This window comes from Pseudomonas protegens, assembly GCF_003732485.1.
Lineage (GTDB): Bacteria > Pseudomonadota > Gammaproteobacteria > Pseudomonadales > Pseudomonadaceae > Aquipseudomonas > Aquipseudomonas protegens_B.
The window spans coordinates 252,985-272,744 of sequence record NZ_MOAK01000036.1 but is presented as its reverse complement, the minus strand read 5'-3'; the positions used below and the strand labels follow the sequence as shown (position 1 = coordinate 272,744).

The window sequence follows — 19,760 nt, the reverse complement described above, 5'->3', positions numbered from 1 at the left end:
AAGCAGATCAAGTTCGACTACTTCTTCTTCGACGAGAACTGCTCCTACCGTCTGCTGGAATTGCTGCAGGTCGCCAGACCCAGCCTGCGCCTGACCGGACAGTTCCCCTTGACCGCGATTCCCACCGACACGGTGAAGGCGGTCAAGGACGCCGGGCTGGTGGAGCGCATCGACTATCGCCCATCCCGGGAGCGCGAGCTGCTCAGCCGCGCCCAGCCCCTGAGCCACGACGAACAGCAATGGGTACTCAAGGTCAGCGCCGATCAGAAACAACTGCAGGGCGCCGAGTTCAAGGCCCTGCCTCGGGCTCGCCAGGCCTTGATCGTCGACGCCGCCTACCGTCTTGAGCGCTACCGGGCCAACGGGCTGGAACGCGATACCGAGCGCTCCCAGCGCAGCTTCGAGCTGTTGCGGGCGATCAACCAGAACCCCGCGCCGGAACTGCAGATCGAACGCCCCGGCCTGCCTGAAGACGGTCACCAGTCCCGTACCTGGCAGTTGGGGCTCGGGACCCGGGACGACAAGGCCTTTGCCGAATACGGCCTGCGCATGGCCTACCACGACCTCAACGACAACGCCGAGGGCTTCCCACTGGGGGCGCAGATCGAAATCCTGCAGATGAAGCTGCGCCAGTACGAAGGCAACCACTGGCAGTTGCAACAACTGGACCTGGCGACCATCCGTTCCCTGACCCCACGCAACGAGCTGCTGCAGCCCTGGTCCTGGCAGGTCACCGGCGGCCTGGAACGCGTGCCGGGCAAGCACGACGACGAAACCCTGGTCAGCCACGTCAATGGCGGCGCTGGCGGTACCTGGCAGTTGGGCGAGGACACCCTGGGTTTTGTCCTGGGCACCGTGCGGGTGGAACACAATGCCGACTTCGCCGGGTTCATCGCTCCGGCGGCGGGGTTCAATTCCGGGCTGCTGTGGAAGAACCCCCTGGGCAACTTCAGTCTCGAAGCCAAGGGTGACTACTTCACCAACGGCGAAGTCCGCCGCAGCCTGAGCCTCAACCAGCAATGGGAACTGTCTCGCAACCTGGGCCTGCGCCTGAGCGCGCAGCGGGAGTTCAGCCAGCTGGCCACACCGGTCAACGAAGTCATGCTCGAACTCAAGTGGTATCACTATTAAGGGTGCCGACGGGCTTCAAGCTGCTAGCGACAAGGTTTTCACGCGTCGCCGACAATCGCCCTTCTAGACTTCACTCAGGTGAAGCCCGGGAGTTGCTCGATGTGGCGTTATGGTTGGGCAGTGCTGGTACTGGCACTGATCGGTGGCTGTGAGTCGAACCACGAGTACTTGCTCAAGCAAGGCTATCCGCCGGCCTTTGTCGACGGGTTCGACGCTGGCTGCGTCAGCGGCCGTCAGGCGGCAGGCTCGATGAGCGGAGAGTATCGCAAGGACGTTCCGCGCTACCTCAAGGACCCGCAGTATGCCGAAGGCTGGGGCGATGGTTTGCGCCAGTGCCAGGGCATGCTGGAGAACCAGGACCGCAATGAGTACCGGGAACGTCACTGGAACGAACGGGAACGTGCCTGGCAGCAGGAGAAGGACCGTGACACGGCTCGGGCCTATCGCTCGCAATAAGTCGTTTTCAGCTAACCGCCCGAGTCAAAAGCCTGCAACCATGGTCCATCCCTCCCTTGAAGGAGAACAACCATGAGCCGCGCTTTCGTCAATGAAGATCTGGCCGCTGCCCAGGTCGAGCAACCCGTGGAGCGTCAGATCAGCACCCTGCCCAACTACGTCACACCCCTGGGTCTTGCCGAGTTGCAGGCCAAGGTGGCAGAACTGCACAGCCAGCACTCGGCACAAACCGACTTGGGTGACGCCGCAGATCAGCAGCAAGTGGCGGAACTGGAACGGGACCTGCGCTATTTTTCGTCGCGCCTGCACAGCGCCCAGGTGGTGAATGCGAGCACCTGCGACAAGGTGCAGATTGGCAGCCGGGTGACCTTCGCCGATGAACAGGATCAACAGCAGAGCGTGCAGCTGGTCGGTGAGGATCAAGCCGATGCAACCAGGGGGCTGATCAATTGGGCCTCGCCCCTGGGCAGTGCCCTGATGGGGGCACAACCCGGTGACGAAGTCCTGTGGCAACGGCCGGCAGGGGATCAGTTGATCGAAATCATCCGTATCGAACTGGCCTGAGACGACTCAGACCACGCCCTGGGCCAGCATGGCATCGGCAACCTTGACGAAGCCGGCGATGTTCGCCCCTTTGACGTAGTTGATCCGACCATTCTCTTCGCCGTAATGCACGCAGGCATGGTGGATCGACTGCATGATGGCGTGCAGCTTGCTGTCCACTTCACCGGCAGTCCACAGCAGGCGCATGGCGTTCTGCGACATCTCCAGCCCGCTCACTGCCACTCCGCCGGCATTGGATGCCTTGCCCGGAGCAAACAGGATGCCGGCGTCGATAAAGATATCCACAGCCTCCAGGGTGGTGGGCATGTTGGCGCCTTCGGCGACACAGGTGCAGCCGTTGCGCAGCAAGCTGCGGGCGGCATCGGCATCCAGTTCGTTCTGTGTGGCACACGGCAGGGCGATGTCGCACGCCAGGTCCCACGGCGTCTTACCGGCACGGAACTCCAGGCCGAAGCGGCTTGCCAGCTCGCTGATCCGCCCGCGGGTGACGTTCTTCAGTTCCAGCACCGCCAGCCATTGTTCTTCGCTCAAGCCTGACTCGCAGTACAAGGTGCCCTCGGAATCGGACAGGGAAATCACCTTGCCCCCCAGATCCATGACCTTGCGCGCTGCATACTGCGCCACGTTGCCGGAACCGGAGATCGCCACGCGCTTGCCCTCGACCCGGTCGCCACGACGCTTGAGCATCTCCTCGGCGAAGTACACGCAACCGAAACCTGTGGCCTCCGGACGGATCAGGCTGCCGCCATAGCTGATGCCCTTGCCGGTCAGCACCGAAGTGAACTGGTTGCTCAGGCGCTTGTACTGACCGAAGAGGAAACCGATTTCCCGGGCACCCACACCAATGTCTCCCGCCGGCACGTCCACGTCGGCACCGATATGCCGATACAGCTCGGTCATGAAGGCCTGGCAGAAGCGCATCACCTCGGCGTCGCTCTTGCCTTTGGGGTTGAAGTCCGAGCCACCCTTGCCGCCGCCCATGGGCAGGGACGTCAGGGAGTTCTTGAAGGTCTGCTCGAAGGCGAGGAATTTCAGCACGCCCATGTTGACCGAGGGATGGAACCGCAAACCGCCCTTGTAGGGACCGATGGCGCTGTTCATCTGGATGCGGAAGCCGCGATTGACCCGGACCTTGCCCTGATCGTCGACCCAGGACACGCGAAACACCACTGTGCGTTCCGGTTCGCAGATTCGCTCGAGAATACCGGAGCTCAGATAGTGCGGATTGGCCTCGAGAAATGGCCAGAGGCTACGCAGGACCTCTTCCACCGCCTGATGAAACTCAGGTTGGTCCGGATCGCGCTTTTTCAGGCGGGCGAGGAAATCTTCGACGGATTCGATCATGGGAAGTCTCGGCAAATTTATTGTCGTTAAGGGGAGATTTGCCCCGGACTTTATCAATTCAAATCGCACCGCGACAGCGCAAAATGTCGCAGATCTGAATTTAAATGGTGCAATAAATATAAATCGAGACGATTTCCAGGGGTTTTGTGCACCGGCTTGGTGGCAAAAATCGCAGGGTTTGCACGTTTTTGGTGAGCAGCAGAAAACACTTCTTCCGGCAAGCCGGCGCATACAGGAACGGTGCTGCTTTTGTAGGAAACGGCTTGCCGGCGAACAAAAAAACGGAGCCCGAGGGCTCCGTTTCGTTTTCAAGCAGCGACCCGATCAGGCCAGCTTCTTGTGCCGTACACGGTGCGGTTGCGCAGCCGCTTCGCCCAGACGCTTCTTGCGATCGGCTTCGTACTCGGTGTAGTTGCCTTCGAAGAACACTGCTTGGGAGTCGTCTTCGTACGCCAGGATGTGAGTGGCCACCCGGTCCAGGAACCACCGATCGTGAGAGATCACAATGGCGGCGCCCGGGAAGTCCAGCAGGGCTTCTTCCAGGGAACGCAGGGTTTCAACGTCGAGGTCGTTGGACGGTTCGTCGAGCAGCAGGACGTTACCGCCCTCCTTCAGGGTCAGGGCCAGGTGCAGGCGACCACGCTCACCACCGGACAGGTCCTTGACGAACTTCTGCTGGTCACCGCCCTTGAAATTGAAACGGCCGACGTAGGTACGCGACGGGATCTCATAGTTGCCGATGCGGATCTGATCGGAACCGTCGGAAATCTGCTGGAACACGGTCTTGCTGCCGTCCAGGTCCTCACGGCTCTGATCCACGCAGGCAAGCTGCACGGTTTCACCGATCTCGATGCTGCCCGAATCCGGGGTCTCCTTGCCCATGAGCATGCGGAACAGGGTCGACTTACCGGCACCGTTACCACCGATCACGCCGACGATGGCGCCTTTGGGCATGGAGAACGACAGGTTGTCGATCAGCACGCGATCGCCATAGCCCTTGGTGACGTTCTTGAACTCGATGACCTTGTCACCCAGGCGCGGACCGGCCGGGATGTAGATCTCGTTGGTTTCGCTGCGCTTCTGGAATTCCTGGGACTGCATTTCCTCGAAGCGTTGCAGACGAGCCTTGGATTTCGACTGGCGGGCCTTGGCGCCTTTGCGCACCCACTCCAGCTCTTCCTTCATGGCCTTTTCATGGGCCGACTGCTGCTTGGATTCCTGGGCCAGACGGTCGGACTTGGCTTCCAGCCAACCCGAATAGTTGCCCTCGTAAGGAATACCGGCGCCGCGGTCGAGTTCAAGAATCCAGCCGGCGACGTTGTCCAGGAAGTAACGGTCGTGCGTGATCGCGACCACAGTGCCCGGGAAGTCGTGGAGGAAATGCTCCAGCCAGGCCACGGAATCGGCGTCCAGGTGGTTGGTTGGCTCGTCGAGCAGCAGCATGTCCGGAGCGGACAGGAGCAGGCGGCACAGGGCCACACGACGCTTTTCACCACCGGACAGGTGCTCGACCTTGGCGTCCCAGGCCGGCAGACGCAGAGCGTCGGCGGCCACTTCCAGCTGGCGCTCCAGGTTATGGCCGTCGCTGGCCTGCAGGATGGCTTCGAGCTTGGCCTGCTCGGCAGCCAGCTTGTCGAAATCGGCATCCGGCTCGGCGTAGGCCGCATAGACCTCATCCAGGCGAGCCTGGGCGTCCTTGATCACGCTGACCGCTTCCTCGACTACTTCACGCACGGTCTTGGCCGGGTCCAGCTGGGGTTCCTGAGGCAGATAGCCGATGTTCAGGTCGGGCATCGGACGGGCCTCGCCTTCGAACTCGGTATCGACGCCAGCCATGATTTTCAGCAGCGTGGACTTACCCGAACCGTTGAGGCCCAGTACGCCGATCTTGGCGCCGGGGAAAAAGGACAGCGAGATGTTTTTCAGGATTTCCCGCTTCGGCGGAACAACTTTGCCCAGCCGATGCATGGTGAAGACGTATTGAGCCATGGTGAACCTAGCGTCAGTGACAGATGAATAGAACGGGCCGGGCCCGGGCCAGGCCATGCGCTGCACCGGCATTGACCATGATCAATACCGGTGGGCGGAAAAAGCCTGATTGTCTGGAGCTGGAACGCTCCCGCGTAACCGGCAAAACTACCTCAATGCACGATCCAGGTCCAGCCAGGCGGGACTGGCACTTTGCCACAACACAAGGCATGCTAGCCGCCCTTCGGGCGTCCGGCTTATAGTGCACGTCGCGCCAGCCCAGCCAAACCGCAGGATCACAGCTTGTCCAACGTCATTTCGCCACAGCCCGCGCGCGCTAAAGCCTCCGCGTCGGCCTATCCTTTGCGGGGCACACTCAAAGGCGCACTGGCAACCCTGGTGCTATTACTCCTGGCCCTGTTGTTCTGGCAGCTGCTCGATCAACTGCAGCAAACCCGCAAGGACCAGCGCCAGCACGCCATCGACTACAGCGCCGACCTGGCCGACCACTTGAGCCTGAACCTGGCGCTCAATGCGCAGATCGCCCTCAATCTGCTACCGATCGTCGAAGCCCCCCAAGACAGCCAGCAGCAACAGCAATTGCTGCAAAAGCTCCAGCGCTCCCTGCCGGACGTACGCAGTTTCGCCCTGCTGGACAGCCAGGGTCAGATCCTCAGCGACAGCGCCACCGACAGCCAGGACGCTCTCTGGCTCGCCGAACTGGTCCAGCGCAGCCGTTCCCAGCGTTATTACTACAGCAATCCTGCCGACGGTTCAGTGGTGCATGTCTTGCTGCACCAGGCCAGCGGTTCGACCCGCAGTTTCTGGATACTGCGCATGGCCCCCAGCTTCCTGCAGACCCTGGTGCGGCAAAGCGAGGAAGGTTTCAAGCCAACCTGGGTGATCGAGAATCGCCTGAGCCGCCAGGTGATCAAGCGCGACGAACGCAGCACCCCGACCCCGGGCATGCTGGACCCCGACGAGATGGCCAGCAGTGTGCTGCTGGTGCCTTTGAACAATAGCGACTGGCAACTGCGCGGGCTGTTCGACCAGCGTGCGGTGATCGAGGAACTGCTACCGGCCTTTATCGGCAAGTGCCTGCTCGGCCTGGCGTTCTCCCTGCTGCCGGTGATTGCCCTGCTCAACATGCGTCGGCGCCAACGCCAGCTCCACGAGGGCCGGCGACGCTACCAGGATATTTTCGAGGGCACAGGGGTCGCCCTCTGCGTCCTGGATATCTCCGGGCTCCCGGACCTGCTCGGCCAATACCATTTACACAACAGCGAGCAGCTCAAGCGCTGGCAAACCAGCCATCCGGACCACCGTCGCCAGTTGCTGGAAGAATTACGCATCACCGAAGTCAATCAGGTGGCTCTGCGCCTGCTCAACGTCGAATCCAGCGACCAGGCCTGGCAACTGCTGATCGAAGGCTGCCCGAAGAACGGCAACGCCATCGGCGGACAGTTACTGGAAGCCGTGGTCAACCAGCAGAAACAGCTGGAACTGGAGATCAAGCTCAGCGACGCCCAGGGCAATGACCAGCATCTATGGCTGGTGCTGCGCCTGCCGGAAGCGACAGAGGATTACAGGGCAGTGATCCTCAGCATCAGCGACATCACCAGTCGCAAGCTGATCGAGCTGTCGCTGCTGGAGCGCGAAGGTTTCTGGTCGGACGTGGTGCGCACCGTGCCCGATCACCTGTATGTGCAGGACGTGATCAGCCAACGGATGATCTTCAGCAACCACCACCTGGGCCAGACCCTCGGCTACAACAAGACCGAGCTGCACCAGATGGGCGAATATTTCTGGGAAATCCTCCTGCACCCGGAAGACGCCGACCTCTATCACCGCCTGCGCCAGGAACAGCGTCATTCGGCCTATGCCCAACTGCTGCAATGCCAGTTGCGCTTCCGCCACCGCAGCGGCCAGTGGCGGCGCTTCGAGATCCGCGAGCAGGCCCTGGCCCGGGATCGCTACGACCAGGTGACGCGAATCATCGGCGTGGCCAAGGACATCACCGACCAGATCGAGGCCAGCGAATCCCTGCGCGACAGCGAACAGCGCTACCGCATGCTCGCCGAAAGCATCAGCGACGTGATCTTCTCCACTGACAACAAGCTCTCGCTGAACTACGTCAGCCCCTCGGTGCATGCGGTGCTCGGCTACGACGTGGAGTGGATCTTCCAGAACGGCTGGCAGTCGACCATCGCCAACCCGCAGCAGTTGAGCGGCATCTACACCCTCATGGACCGGGTCAGCAAGGCTCTGGACAAACCCGAGCAACTGGCGCAGCTGCGCAGCCAGGTGCAGACCCAGCTGTTCCTGTTCGACTGCCTGCGGGCCGATGGGCGCAAGATCCCCATCGAACTGCGCCTGGTACTGGTGTGGGACGAGCATGGCGCCTTTGAGGGCGTACTCGGGGTCGGCCGCGATATCAGCCAGCAGCGCCGCGCGGAAAAAGACCTGCGCATGGCGGCCACGGTATTCGAACACTCGACCTCGGCGATCCTGATCACCGACCCCGCTGGCTACATCGTCCAGGCCAACGAAGCGTTCAGCCGGGTCAGCGGCTACGCGGTGTCCCAGGTGCTCGACCAGTTGCCGAACATGCTCACCGTCGACGACCAGCAGGAAGCCCACCTGCGTTATGTGCTCAAGCAGTTGAACCAGCACAGCACCTGGGAAGGCGAAGTCTGGCTCAAGCGCCGCAATGGCGAGCACTACCCGGCTTGGGTCGGCATCACTGCGGTGCTCGACGATGAAGGCGACCTGGCCAGCTACGTGTGCTTCTTCAGCGACATCAGCGAGCGCAAGGCCAGCGAACAGCGGATTCACCGCCTGGCCTACTACGACGCCCTGACCCACCTGCCCAACCGCACCCTGTTCCAGGACCGTCTGCACACTGCGTTGCAATCGGCAGAGCGGCAAAAGTCCTGGGTGGTGCTGATGTTCCTCGATCTGGACCGCTTCAAGCCGATCAACGACTCCCTGGGCCACGCCGCGGGCGACCGCATGCTCAAGGAAATGGCCGCCCGCCTGCTGGGTTGCGTCGACGATGACGACACCGTGGCGCGCATGGGTGGCGACGAATTCACCCTGCTCCTGCAACCCCGCTCCAGCCGCGAGATTGCCCTGAACCGGGCCATCAATGTGGCCGAGAAGATCCTCGCCAGCCTGGTCAAGCCCTTCGTCCTCGAAGGCCGGGAGTTCTTTGTCACCGCCAGTATCGGCATCGCCCTGAGTCCTCAGGACGGCAACGAACTGAGCCAGTTGATGAAGAACGCCGACACCGCGATGTACCACGCCAAGGAGCGCGGCAAGAACAACTTCCAGTTCTACCAGGCCGACATGAACGCCAGTGCCCTGGAGCGCCTGGAGCTGGAAAGCGACCTGCGCCATGCCCTGGAACAGGAAGAGTTCGTGCTCTATTACCAGCCGCAGTTCAGCGGCGACGGCAAACGCCTGACCGGTGCCGAGGCGCTGCTGCGCTGGCGTCATCCGCGCCGCGGGCTGGTGCCGCCGGGCGACTTCATTCCGGTCCTGGAAGAACTGGGCCTGGTGGTGGATGTCGGCGACTGGGTGATCAGCGAAGCCTGCCGCCAGCTCAAGTCCTGGCACCAGGCCAGGGTGCGGGTACCGAAGGTCTCGGTGAACATTTCCGCACGGCAGTTCTCCGACGGCCAGTTGGGCATGCGCATCGCCACCATTCTCAAGGACACGGGCCTGCCACCGGCGTGCCTGGAACTGGAGCTCACCGAAAGTATCCTGATGCGCGAAGTCAGCGAGGCAATGCAGATCCTCGACGGCCTGAAGAACCTCGGCCTGAGCATCGCGGTGGACGACTTCGGCACAGGCTATTCATCGCTGAACTACCTCAAGCAGTTCCCCATCGACGTGCTGAAGATCGACCGCACTTTCGTCGACGGCCTGCCCTCCGGCGAGCAGGACGCGCAGATCGCCCGAGCCATTATCGCCATGGCCCACAGCCTGAACCTGGCGGTGATCGCCGAGGGCGTGGAAACCCATGAGCAGCTGGACTTCCTGCGCGAGCACGGCTGCGATGAAGTCCAGGGCTACCTGTTCGGCCGACCGATGCCGGCCAACCGCTTCGAGGCGCAATTCAGCAACGATGCCCTGTTCATGTTCGACTAACCCCCCCCGCGTACGTAGGAGCCGGCTTGCCGGCGAAGGCGATTCAGGGGCCTCTTCGCTGGCAAGCCAGCTCCTACGAGAGATCACTTACGACGTGAAGGCCACTTGTCTGCGACATGATGTCCTTTCATATGCCATCTAAAACCCATTGGGTTAGAATGCCTCCCTTTTCTGCCCCCGATCCTTGAGGACCGCCATGTTCAGCCGTGATTTGACTATTGCCAAGTACGACGCCGATCTCTTTGCCGCCATGGAGCAAGAAGCTCAGCGCCAGGAAGAGCACATTGAGCTGATCGCTTCGGAAAACTACACCAGCCCAGCGGTGATGGAAGCTCAAGGCTCGGTATTGACCAACAAATACGCCGAAGGCTACCCAGGCAAGCGTTACTACGGCGGCTGCGAATACGTCGACGTGGTTGAACAGCTGGCCATCGACCGCGCCAAGGAGCTGTTCGGCGCCGACTACGCCAACGTCCAGCCCCACGCCGGTTCCCAGGCCAACGCTGCGGTCTACCTGGCCCTGCTGCAAGGCGGCGACACCATCCTGGGCATGAGCCTGGCCCATGGCGGTCACCTGACCCACGGTGCTGCCGTTTCCTCCTCCGGCAAGCTGTACAACGCTGTTCAGTACGGCATCGACGCCAACGGCCTGATCGACTACGACGAAGTCGAGCGCCTGGCCGTCGAGCACAAGCCGAAAATGATCGTCGCCGGTTTCTCTGCCTACTCGCAGATTCTCGACTTCCCGCGCTTTCGCGAAATCGCCGACAAGGTCGGTGCCTACCTGTTCGTCGACATGGCCCACGTGGCCGGTCTGGTCGCCGCTGGCGTCTACCCGAACCCGGTGCCATTCGCTGACGTCGTGACCACCACTACCCACAAGACCCTGCGCGGTCCACGTGGCGGCCTGATCCTGGCTCGCGCCAACGCCGACATCGAGAAAAAGCTGAACTCCGCGGTATTCCCGGGCGCCCAGGGTGGTCCGCTGGAGCACGTGATCGCCGCTAAAGCGATCTGCTTCAAGGAAGCGCTGCAGCCTGAGTTCAAGGCCTACCAGGAACAAGTGGTGAAGAATGCCCAGGCCATGGCCGAAGTGTTCATCGCACGTGGTTTCGACGTGGTGTCCGGTGGTACCAAGAACCACCTGTTCCTGCTGTCGCTGATCAAGCAGGACATTTCCGGTAAAGACGCCGACGCCGCTCTGGGCAAAGCGTTCATCACCGTGAACAAGAACTCCGTGCCTAACGACCCACGCTCCCCGTTCGTCACCTCCGGCCTGCGCTTCGGTACTCCGGCCGTGACCACCCGTGGCTTCAAGGAAGCCGAGTGCAAGGAACTGGCCGGCTGGATCTGCGACATCCTGGCGGACCTTTCCAACGAAGCGGTGATCGACGCCGTGCGTGAGAAGGTCAAGGCCATCTGCAAGAAGCTGCCGGTATACGGCGCTTAATCAGCCCGCAGACTGCAGTACAAGAAGCCCGGCCTCAGCGCCGGGCTTTTTTATGCCGGTAAAAAACCACCGAGCCCACCCAACCGCCCCTGCAGGCCATGCCACAAGCTGCGGCCAGCAGCGTTCGCCACGCATGATCCACAGCACAAAACCACTGGTCAGACCGGTCATGCCAATTTGCGTTTCCCCTCTTGTAAACCGCTGAAAGCCGAGCGTAGACTGCGCCTGCACTGGACATACCGGTAAGACCACAATAATTAAGTCCTCCATCCGCTGCGCTCCCAGCGCACGGCAGACAGGACACCGACCAGGATTCCTCCCCATGCTCAGATGGTGCTCGCGTTCGATTTTCCTCCAGGTTGTGCTCGGACTGATGCTCGGCATCGTGTGCGGACTCACCCTCCCCGAATACTCCTCACAACTCAAACCACTGGGCGACGGCTTCATCAAGCTGATCAAGATGCTCATCGGGCTGATCGTGTTCTGCGTGGTGGTCAGCGGCATCTCCGGCGCCGGCGACCTGAAGAAGGTCGGCCGCATCGGCCTCAAATCAGTGATCTACTTTGAAATACTCACCACCATCGCCCTGGTGATCGGCCTGATCATGGCCTTCAGCACCGGCATCGGCAGCGGCGCCAATATTCATCTGGAACAGCTGTCCACCGCCGACATGGGCGATATCGCCCAGCGCGGCCAGCACATGCACACCACCACCCAGTTTCTCATGGACCTGATCCCCACCTCGGTGATCGGGGCCTTTGCCGAGAACAACATCCTTCAGGTGCTTTTGTTCTCGGTGCTGTTCGGCAGCGCCCTGAACCTGGTGGGCGAAGCCGCCTCCGGCATCTCCCGGCTGATCAATGAACTGAGCCACGTGATCTTTCGCATCATGGGCATGATCGTGCGCCTGGCGCCCATCGGCGTGTTCGGCGCCATCGCCTTCACCACCAGCAAGTACGGCCTGGATTCGCTGCAGCACCTGGGCAGCCTGGTAGGGCTGTTCTACCTGACCTGCTTTGCCTTCGTCGCGGTGATCCTTGGCCTGGTGATGCGCCTGTCGGGCCTGCGCATGCTGCCCTTCCTCAAATACCTGCGGGAAGAGTTGCTGATCGTCCTCGGCACCGCCTCTTCCGATGCCGTGCTGCCACAGATCATGCGCAAGCTGGAGCACCTGGGCATCGGCAGCTCCACCGTGGGCCTGGTGATTCCCACCGGCTATTCGTTCAACCTGGATGGTTTCTCCATCTACCTGACCCTGGCCATCGTCTTCATCGCCAATGCCACCGGCACGCCGTTGTCCATGTCGGATCTTTTGACCATCCTCCTGGTGTCGCTGATCACCTCCAAGGGCGCCCACGGTATTCCCGGTTCGGCCCTGGTGATTCTGGCCGCGACCCTGACCGCGATCCCGGCAATTCCGGTGGTGGGCCTGGTGCTGGTGCTGGCGGTGGACTGGTTCATGGGCATTGGCCGCGCCTTGACCAACCTGATCGGCAACTGCGTGGCCACCGTGGCCATCGCCCGCTGGGAAAAGGACATCGACGTGCAACGGGCCAACAAGGTGCTCAGCGGTCAACAGGGCTATACCTTCCAGGCGCGAAAACCGGTGGCCGGCGCCCACCAGCAGGAATTTTGATCCGACCTTGTGCCTGCCGACGGCAGGCACAACAATCAGCGCGGCAACAGCGCGCTACCGATAGCTCATGGAGTCAACAGTGATCAGCTCGTCAACGGTTGTGAATTCAGTGGTAGAAAAGCTCCGGGCCGCCCTTGCCCGAGGCCAGTGGCGCTCCGGCGACATGCTGCCCGGGCAACGTGAATTGGCCGAGCAACTGGGCATCAGCCGTCCCAGCCTGCGCGAAGCGGTGATCGTCCTGGAGACCCTGGGCCTGGTGCGCTCCATGCCCGGCAAGGGCGTGGTGGTGCTGGACGCCCCCCTGGGCGAAGCCCAGGGGGGCGAGAGCAGCGTGGCCGGCGCCAGCCTCGAGGACGTGCTGCAACTGCGCTACACCCTCGAGCCCTTCATCGTCGGGCTGGTGGCGCAATCCATCAGCAGCAAGGAAGTCGGCCAACTGCGCCTGACCCTGATGGACATGCGCGAAGCCCTGGAGGCCAATGACAGCGAAGCCGGGGTCAATGCCTACATCGCTTTCCATGAGGAACTGTTCACCCTGACCAGCAACCCGATCTTCCAGAACGTGGTGCAGCAGACCAGCAATGCCCTCAAGCAAAGTGCGCAGATCCTGCGCAATTCGCCGGAGCACCTGGCCGAGCGCCTGGAAGAGAATGAAGCGGTAGTACGGGCGATCCGTAACAAGAACAGCGCCCTGGCCAGCGCCGAGATGCGCCGGCATATCCTCCAGGAAGGCCAGCGCATGGGCATCGAACTGAATATTCCGGACGATCATCTGGGCTCCAACGCCCTGTAATCACCCCCCGAGTCAGCAACTGGACTGGAGACAGGCCATGGTCAGCTACGCCCTGAAAAACAACCCCTTCACCCTGGTGGCCAGCCTGCCTAGGCGTCAGTGCGGCGAAAAAAAGCTGCTGGTCGATGATGTCTACCCGCAGATCTTCGACGCCATTCTCGAACAGCGCATCGTCCCCGGCAGCCGTTTCACCGAAGACAGCCTCGGGCAGGCCTTCGGCGTCAGCCGCAGCATCATCCGCCAGGTCCTGGCACGGTTATCCCACCAGCAAGTGGTGATCCTGCGGCCCAATTACCGCCCCCAGGTCGCGGCTCCTGACCTGGAGCAGACCCGGCAGATCCTGCATGCCCGACGCCTGACGGAAATCACCCTGGTGCGCCTGGCCTGCCAGCAACCCCGGCGCCAGTTGCAGTCCCTGCGGCAACTGGTCGCCCGGGAACGGGAGGCCATCGAACGCGACCAACGAGGCCCGGCCATTCGCCTGTCCGGGGAGTTCCACCTGCAACTGGCTGAAGTGGCCGGTAACGCCCCACTGGCGCAGTTTCTCGGTAGCCTGGTACCACTGACCTCCCTGGCCATTGCCCAGTTTGAAGGCCGCACCCGCCACTGCTGCGCCTGGCAAGAGCACGCGACGATCATCGATGCGCTACAGGCGGCCGACGTCGAGAAGGCCGAAGCCCTGATGAACCGACACCTGGATCACCTGGAACAACGCCTGCTAGGCTCAGCCCCCGTCGATCTGTAGGAGCCGGCTTGCCGGCGAAGACCTCAGCGGCCCAGCATCCTTTCGAAACCCTGCCGGATCTTCTCTTCCGGCAGATCGTCGGCAATGAACACCATCACACTCTCCCGCACCTCGCCCTCAGCCCATTCGGTATCCCAGTCAAAGCCATAAAGCTTGAGCACGCCCTGGAACACCATGCGCCGTGGCTCGTCGATAACGCTCAACACACCTTTGTAACGCAGCAACTGCTTGCCATGATCCTCCAGCAGCTCATTCATGAACTCGCTGAGGCGATCCAGATCCAGGGCCTGCTCGGTGCGCAGCACCAGACTGGAAATCCGGTCCACCGAGGGTGCCTGGCTCACCGGCCGCAGGCTGATGCCGCCGCCCAGATCAGCATTCAAGTTGAAGCCCCGTACATCCAGCAGCTCCGCCAGATCGATCCGGCCGTGCTCCACCAGACGTATCGGCGCCCGGCGGTTGATCCGCGTCAGGCGCTGGCTGAGGGCGTCGAAGGTCTGCTCGTCCACCAGGTCGCGCTTGCTCACCAGCAACCGGTCGGCAAAGCCGATCTGCGCCTGGGCGATGGTCTGGGTCAGGTGGAATTCGGCGTGCTTGGCATCCACCAGGGTGATGATGCCGTCGAGAATGTAGCGCTCGCGCAACTCTTCATCGATGAAAAAGGTCTGCGCCACCGGCGCCGGGTCGGCCAATCCGGTGCACTCGATCACCAGCCGATCGAAGGCAATCTCGCCGCTGTCCAGGCGCTCCAGCAACAGGTACAGGGCCTTGGTCAGGTCGGTGTGGATGGTGCAGCAGACACAGCCGTTGGACAGGGTCATGACCTGGACCGGCTCATCCCCCAGCAACTGGGTGTCGATACCGGCATCACTGAACTCATTCTCGATCACGGCGATCTTCAAACCATGCTCGGCCTTGAGCAGGTGACGCAGCAAGGTGGTCTTGCCGGCACCGAGGAAACCGCTGAGCACGGTCACGGGAATAGGATTTTGCAAAACAGGATCTCCCACGCATAAAAACGTAGAAGCCGGCTGGTCGGCGATGGCGTCCGAAGAATCGCTATCGCCGGCAAGCCGGCTCCTACATGGGTGTGACTTACACGCTGTACTTCAACAGCACTTCGGACCGCCCTTGCCGCCGTACCGGGCTTCCTGGCGTTCACGGAAGAACGCCTCGTACGACATCACCGGCTTGTCCGGGTGCTTGGTTTGCATATGCTCGACGTAGTTGTCGTAGTCGGGCATGCCGACCATCAGGCGCGCGGCCTGACCGAGGTATTTACCGAGGCGACTCAGGTCATTGAACATCGTTGCAATCCTCGGGTTACGCGTCCGGTACGGCCTGATAGGGCGATTCTTTATCCGTACGTTCCTTGCTGCCCCAGGCCGCAATACCGACCTTGAGCGCGTAGAACAGGATGCTGAACACCACCAGCAGGAACAATGCAGTCAGGGTCGCGTTGGTGTAGGCGTTGAAGATCACGTGCTGCATCTGCGTGATGTCCTTGGCCGGAGCGAGGATCTGACCATTGGCCATCGCATCGCTGTATTTCTTCGCCAGCGACAGGAAGCCGATCGCCGGGTTGGCGTCGAACAGCTTGATGAAGCCCGCGGTAGTAGTGCAGATCAACAGCCAGACGGCCGGCAGCAGGGTGACCCAGATGTAGCGCTGGCGCTTCATCTTGATCAGGACCACGGTGCCCAGCATCAGGGCGATACCGGCCAGCATCTGGTTGGAGATGCCGAACAGCGGCCACAAGGTGTTGATGCCGCCCAGCGGATCGATCACGCCCTGGTACAGCAGGTAGCCCCAGAGCGCCACGCAGCCTGCGGTGGCAATCAGGTTGGCGGTCCACGACTCGGTGCGTTTCAGCGCCGGAACGAAGGAGCCCAGCAGGTCCTGGAGCATGAAGCGACCGGCACGGGTACCGGCGTCCACCGCAGTCAGAATGAACAGAGCTTCGAACAGGATCGCGAAGTGGTACCAGAACGCCATGGTGTTTTCACCCGGCAGGACATGGTGGAGGATCTGCGCGATACCCACCGCCAGGGTCGGTGCACCGCCGGCACGGGCCAGGATGGTGTTTTCACCGATGTCCTTGGCCACCGCTTGCAGTTGTTCCGGGCTGATGACAAAACCCCAGCTGCTGACGGTCTGGGCCACGGCCACCACATCACCGCCGACGATGGCCGCCGGGCTGTTCATGGCGAAGTAAACGCCAGGCTCGATCACCGAGGCCGCAACCATGGCCATGATCGCCACGAAGGACTCCATGAGCATGCCGCCGTAGCCGATGTAGCGGGCGTTGGCTTCGTTATCCAGCAGCTTGGGCGTGGTCCCCGAGGAGATCAGCGCATGGAAACCGGACACCGCGCCACAAGCGATGGTGATGAACAGGAACGGGAACAGGCCGCCCTTCCATACCGGGCCAGTGCCATCGGTGAACTGGGTCAGGGCCGGCATTTTCAGCTCGGGCATGGTGATCAGGATGCCAATCGCCAGGGCGATGATGGTACCGATCTTGAGGAAGGTCGACAGGTAGTCACGGGGTGCCAGGATCAGCCACACCGGCAGCACCGCGGCGACAAAACCATAGCCGATCAGCATCCAGGTGATCTGGATGCCGGTGAAGGTGAACATCTTGCCCCACACCGGATCCGCCGCCACCTGGCCCCCCAGCCAGATGGAGCCGAGCAACAGCAGCACGCCGATCAACGAGATCTCACCAATGCGGCCCGGGCGGATGTAGCGCATGTACACGCCCATGAACACGGCGATCGGGATGGTCGCCATCACCGTGAAGATACCCCACGGGCTCTCGGCCAGGGCCTTGACCACGATCAGCGCCAGCACCGCGAGGATGATGATCATGATCAGGAAGCAACCGAACAGCGCGATGGTGCCGGGGATGCGGCCCATTTCCTCACGGACCATGTCGCCCAGGGAACGACCGTTACGTCGGGTGGACAGGAACAGCACCATGAAATCCTGTACCGCACCGGCCAGGACCACCCCGGCAATCAGCCACAGGGTGCCGGGCAGGTAGCCCATCTGCGCCGCCAGTACCGGGCCCACCAGGGGGCCTGCGCCGGCAATGGCCGCGAAATGGTGACCGAAAAGAATGTGTTTGTTGGTCGGTACATAGTCCAGACCATCATTGTTGAGCACGGCGGGAGTGGCCCGACGCGGGTCCAGCTGCATCACATTATTGGCAATGAACAGACTGTAATACCGGTACGCCACCAGATAGATGGCCACCGCGGCCACCACAATCCACAAGGCGTTGATCGCCTCGCCGCGACGCAATGCAACTACGCCGAGGGCGCACGCTCCTACGATTGCCAGCAGCAGCCAAGGGACATGGCGCAGCAGGCTATTATTATTTTTCATTTTTTTATCCCAGCCAGGGTGGACAGAAAGACAGCGTTTCGAGTGTAGCGCTACTGTTCTCAAAGACCAGCCCCCACGTTGGTCTAGAGCCTTCTTTTAACTTATGAACCACACTTTTCTCGGAACTTTTCAGCTCAAGGCCGCCGACACACCCACCTGAACTCCCCCCTTTCGTCCGGCAAGCTGCGAGCAAGGTGGCAATCCGTGTTTCTTGAGGTCCGATGGCTGTGGTAGCGACAGTGATAAACCGGGGTCTATAGTCAGTGCACCACGCAGAGGGCCAGCCCATGAGCGAGCAACACGCCGAACGCCGACGCTTCAAACGCATCGCCTTCGATGCCAAGACTGAACTGAGCCAGGGCACCCACCGCTGGCCGGTGCGGCTGCTGGACCTGTCCCTCAAGGGACTGTTGATCGAACGCCCCGATCCCTGGATTGGAGATCCCAATCGCCCCTTCGAAGCCGATATTCACCTGGGCCTCGATGCCGATGTGCGGATGGATGTGCAACTGGCCCACGACCATCACGGTCAGTTGGGCTTCGTCTGCCTGCACATCGGCCTGGAGTCCATCGAACACCTCAGGAGGTTGATCGAGCTGAACCTGGGGGACCCCGAAGAGCTGGAGCGGGAACTGGGCGCGCTGATCAATATTTGATCAGCGACACCGGTATTCAGGGAAACAGCGCGGGCTCGGGAAAGTCGCTTTCCATGTCCCAATAACCCGCTTGCTGCCGTGAAGCGACTGTCCATTGGCCGTCGACATATCGGAAGGTGCGATAGGTGGTGATGAACTCTTCGTTCTCCATCGACGACGCCGATGACACCTGCTGGATGCTTTCGGTGCCCCCTTCCCGGGACGGCACGATCTGCCAGGCCGCCTTGCCAGTCTGGGCGAACACCAGCGGCTGCCTTTCCCCTCCTTCACCCAGGCAGAGCACCGGGTCCAGCTGATTCTGCTCCGGCATCAGCACTTCCGTGGCCGGACCGCTGTAGCTGCCCATGGGGGCGGTTTGATCGACGGTGAGGAAAAACGCCGGCGATGGCAGGCCGTTGAGTGGCGCCTTTTCCACCGTGGCCAAGGGATATCCCAGGGACTTCTGCGCCAGCACCTCGCCGCTGTCGGAAACCAGGCGCGCCTGAGCGCCCAAAGGCGCGGTCGGGTGATCGTCCTCGGACTGGGCAAAGCTGTCGGCGTCCAGGCCATTGCCCCAACTGTCGGCGTGCAGTTGCGCGGTGATGCGCAGATCCTCCAGCACCTCCAGCAGCGAGCCATCTCCCACCAGCACTTGCTGGGCTACACGATAGCCCTCGGGCACCTCGCTCTGCTGCGCCATGGCAAAGCCGCTACCGCACAGCAGGCTGATGCCCAGCAACCAGCCATTCAACCTTGTCATGCCCATTACCTGCTTCCTTCCATGAGAACCCAGCCCTGTTTATTCGAAGAGCGCATCCAACGCCTGTTCCAGGCGGGTCACGGCAATGATCTTCAAGCCCGGCGGCGATTCTTTCGGCGCATTGCCCTTGGGCACGATGGCCCGTTTGAAGCCGTGCTTGGCTGCCTCTTTCAAGCGCTCCTGGCCACTGGGCACCGGACGCACTTCACCGGACAGGCCCACTTCACCGAACACCAGCAAGTCATGGGGCAGCGGACGGTTGCGCAGGCTCGACATCACTGCGGCCATCAACGCCAGGTCGGAAGCGGTTTCCAGCACCTTGACCCCGCCCACCACGTTGAGGAACACATCCTGGTCGTGGGTGGGAATGCCGCCATGGCGATGCAGCACCGCCAGCAGCATGGCCAGGCGGTTCTGGTCCAGGCCCAGGGTGACCCGACGCGGATTGGCCAGGTGGCTGTCATCCACCAGCGCCTGGACTTCCACCAGCATCGGCCGGGTACCTTCCCAAGTGGCCATCACCACACTGCCCGGAACCTCTTCCTGGGCACGAGTGAGGAAAATCGCCGAAGGATTGGAGACTTCCTTCAAGCCGCGGTCAGTCATGCCAAATACACCCAGCTCGTTGACCGCACCGAAACGGTTCTTCACCGCCCGCAACAAGCGCAGGCGCCCGTCGGATTCGCCCTCGAAATACAGCACGGTGTCCACCATGTGCTCCAACACCCGCGGCCCG

General features: G+C 61.8%; 16 protein-coding genes. 9 read left to right on the top strand and 7 right to left on the bottom strand.

Annotation, left to right across the window (positions count from 1 at the left end):
* From BLX41_RS34775 to BLX41_RS08140, 3 genes are all read left to right on the top strand, one after another.
* Positions 1 to 1,131 (top strand): DUF7840 domain-containing protein (locus BLX41_RS34775; RefSeq protein ID WP_259744546.1); only part of this gene is annotated, 1,131 nt, incomplete at its 5' end.
* A 99-nt stretch (positions 1,132 to 1,230) separates the two neighbouring features.
* Positions 1,231 to 1,587 carry a hypothetical protein gene (locus BLX41_RS08145; RefSeq protein WP_123724464.1) on the top strand — a complete coding sequence of 119 codons (357 nt, stop codon included), beginning with the start codon at positions 1,231 to 1,233 and terminating at the stop codon, positions 1,585 to 1,587.
* A gap of 72 nt (positions 1,588 to 1,659) precedes the next feature.
* Positions 1,660 to 2,151 (top strand): GreA/GreB family elongation factor, encoded by a 492-nt coding sequence (locus BLX41_RS08140; protein ID WP_123724463.1) that lies wholly within the window; start codon positions 1,660 to 1,662, stop codon positions 2,149 to 2,151.
* 6 nt (positions 2,152 to 2,157) lie between these two features.
* On the opposite strand, the gene gdhA is transcribed toward BLX41_RS08140, so the two are convergent.
* Both gdhA and ettA read right to left on the bottom strand, forming a co-directional pair.
* The gene (gdhA, locus tag BLX41_RS08135) at positions 2,158 to 3,495 is read right to left on the bottom strand and encodes an NADP-specific glutamate dehydrogenase (protein ID WP_123724462.1); all 1,338 of its coding nucleotides are present in this window, start codon (positions 3,493 to 3,495) and stop codon (positions 2,158 to 2,160) included.
* Positions 3,496 to 3,819: 324 nt separating this feature from the next.
* The gene (gene ettA, locus BLX41_RS08130; RefSeq protein ID WP_011063569.1) at positions 3,820 to 5,484 is read right to left on the bottom strand and encodes an energy-dependent translational throttle protein EttA; all 1,665 of its coding nucleotides are present in this window, start codon (positions 5,482 to 5,484) and stop codon (positions 3,820 to 3,822) included.
* Positions 5,485 to 5,766: 282 nt separating this feature from the next.
* On the opposite strand from ettA, the gene BLX41_RS08125 reads away from it, so the two are divergent.
* The 5 genes from BLX41_RS08125 to BLX41_RS08100 all read left to right on the top strand — a co-directional run bounded on the left by BLX41_RS08125 (position 5,767) and on the right by BLX41_RS08100 (position 14,239).
* Entirely contained in the window at positions 5,767 to 9,615 is a 3,849-nt protein-coding gene (locus tag BLX41_RS08125; protein ID WP_123724461.1) for a sensor domain-containing protein, read from the top strand.
* Positions 9,616 to 9,811: 196 nt separating this feature from the next.
* Positions 9,812 to 11,065: a serine hydroxymethyltransferase gene (glyA, locus tag BLX41_RS08120; protein ID WP_123724460.1), complete on the top strand. Its 1,254-nt coding sequence runs from the start codon at positions 9,812 to 9,814 to the stop codon at positions 11,063 to 11,065.
* A gap of 322 nt (positions 11,066 to 11,387) precedes the next feature.
* On the top strand, positions 11,388 to 12,701 hold the full coding sequence (locus tag BLX41_RS08110; RefSeq protein ID WP_123724458.1) for a C4-dicarboxylate transporter DctA: 1,314 nt from the start codon (positions 11,388 to 11,390) through the stop codon (positions 12,699 to 12,701).
* 79 nt (positions 12,702 to 12,780) lie between these two features.
* On the top strand, positions 12,781 to 13,494 hold the full coding sequence (locus BLX41_RS08105) for a FadR/GntR family transcriptional regulator (protein WP_123724457.1): 714 nt from the start codon (positions 12,781 to 12,783) through the stop codon (positions 13,492 to 13,494).
* Positions 13,495 to 13,531: 37 nt separating this feature from the next.
* Positions 13,532 to 14,239, top strand: coding sequence for a GntR family transcriptional regulator (locus BLX41_RS08100; protein WP_123724456.1), 708 nt, complete (start codon positions 13,532 to 13,534; stop codon positions 14,237 to 14,239).
* Positions 14,240 to 14,262: 23 nt separating this feature from the next.
* Here BLX41_RS08100 and yjiA read toward each other — a convergent pair whose 3' ends face one another.
* The 3 genes from yjiA to BLX41_RS08085 form a co-directional block, all read right to left on the bottom strand.
* Complete coding sequence (gene yjiA / locus BLX41_RS08095) at positions 14,263 to 15,234, bottom strand: GTPase (protein ID WP_123724455.1); 972 nt, start codon at positions 15,232 to 15,234, stop codon at positions 14,263 to 14,265.
* A gap of 114 nt (positions 15,235 to 15,348) precedes the next feature.
* Positions 15,349 to 15,546 (bottom strand): YbdD/YjiX family protein, encoded by a 198-nt coding sequence (locus BLX41_RS08090; protein WP_007937254.1) that lies wholly within the window; start codon positions 15,544 to 15,546, stop codon positions 15,349 to 15,351.
* A gap of 16 nt (positions 15,547 to 15,562) precedes the next feature.
* A complete protein-coding gene (locus BLX41_RS08085) occupies positions 15,563 to 17,629 on the bottom strand; it encodes a carbon starvation CstA family protein (protein WP_123724454.1) in 2,067 nt (688 codons plus the stop codon).
* Between the two features lie 287 nt (positions 17,630 to 17,916).
* Here BLX41_RS08085 and BLX41_RS08080 point away from each other — a divergent pair, with 287 nt between their 5' ends.
* Positions 17,917 to 18,285, top strand: coding sequence for a PilZ domain-containing protein (locus BLX41_RS08080; RefSeq protein WP_123724453.1), 369 nt, complete (start codon positions 17,917 to 17,919; stop codon positions 18,283 to 18,285).
* 16 nt (positions 18,286 to 18,301) lie between these two features.
* On the opposite strand, the gene BLX41_RS08075 is transcribed toward BLX41_RS08080, so the two are convergent.
* Complete coding sequence (locus tag BLX41_RS08075; protein WP_404942748.1) at positions 18,302 to 19,030, bottom strand: hypothetical protein; 729 nt, start codon at positions 19,028 to 19,030, stop codon at positions 18,302 to 18,304.
* Between the two features lie 33 nt (positions 19,031 to 19,063).
* A partial coding sequence (locus BLX41_RS34770) for a magnesium chelatase domain-containing protein (RefSeq protein ID WP_311197440.1) occupies positions 19,064 to 19,760 on the bottom strand: 697 nt, incomplete at its 5' end.

Excerpts from the sequence above, each read along its gene's own strand:
- BLX41_RS08145 (WP_123724464.1), top strand. The coding sequence starts at position 1,231 with ATGTGGCGTTATGGTTGGGCAGTGCTGGTACTGGCACTGATCGGTGGC.
- BLX41_RS08140 (WP_123724463.1), top strand. The coding sequence starts at position 1,660 with ATGAGCCGCGCTTTCGTCAATGAAGATCTGGCCGCTGCCCAGGTCGAG.
- gdhA (WP_123724462.1), bottom strand. The coding sequence starts at position 3,495 with ATGATCGAATCCGTCGAAGATTTCCTCGCCCGCCTGAAAAAGCGCGAT.
- ettA (WP_011063569.1), bottom strand. The coding sequence starts at position 5,484 with ATGGCTCAATACGTCTTCACCATGCATCGGCTGGGCAAAGTTGTTCCG.
- glyA (WP_123724460.1), top strand. The coding sequence starts at position 9,812 with ATGTTCAGCCGTGATTTGACTATTGCCAAGTACGACGCCGATCTCTTT.
- BLX41_RS08110 (WP_123724458.1), top strand. The coding sequence starts at position 11,388 with ATGCTCAGATGGTGCTCGCGTTCGATTTTCCTCCAGGTTGTGCTCGGA.
- BLX41_RS08100 (WP_123724456.1), top strand. The coding sequence starts at position 13,532 with ATGGTCAGCTACGCCCTGAAAAACAACCCCTTCACCCTGGTGGCCAGC.
- BLX41_RS08090 (WP_007937254.1), bottom strand. The coding sequence starts at position 15,546 with ATGTTCAATGACCTGAGTCGCCTCGGTAAATACCTCGGTCAGGCCGCG.
- BLX41_RS08085 (WP_123724454.1), bottom strand. The coding sequence starts at position 17,629 with ATGAAAAATAATAATAGCCTGCTGCGCCATGTCCCTTGGCTGCTGCTG.
- BLX41_RS08080 (WP_123724453.1), top strand. The coding sequence starts at position 17,917 with ATGAGCGAGCAACACGCCGAACGCCGACGCTTCAAACGCATCGCCTTC.
- BLX41_RS08075 (WP_404942748.1), bottom strand. The coding sequence starts at position 19,030 with ATGGGCATGACAAGGTTGAATGGCTGGTTGCTGGGCATCAGCCTGCTG.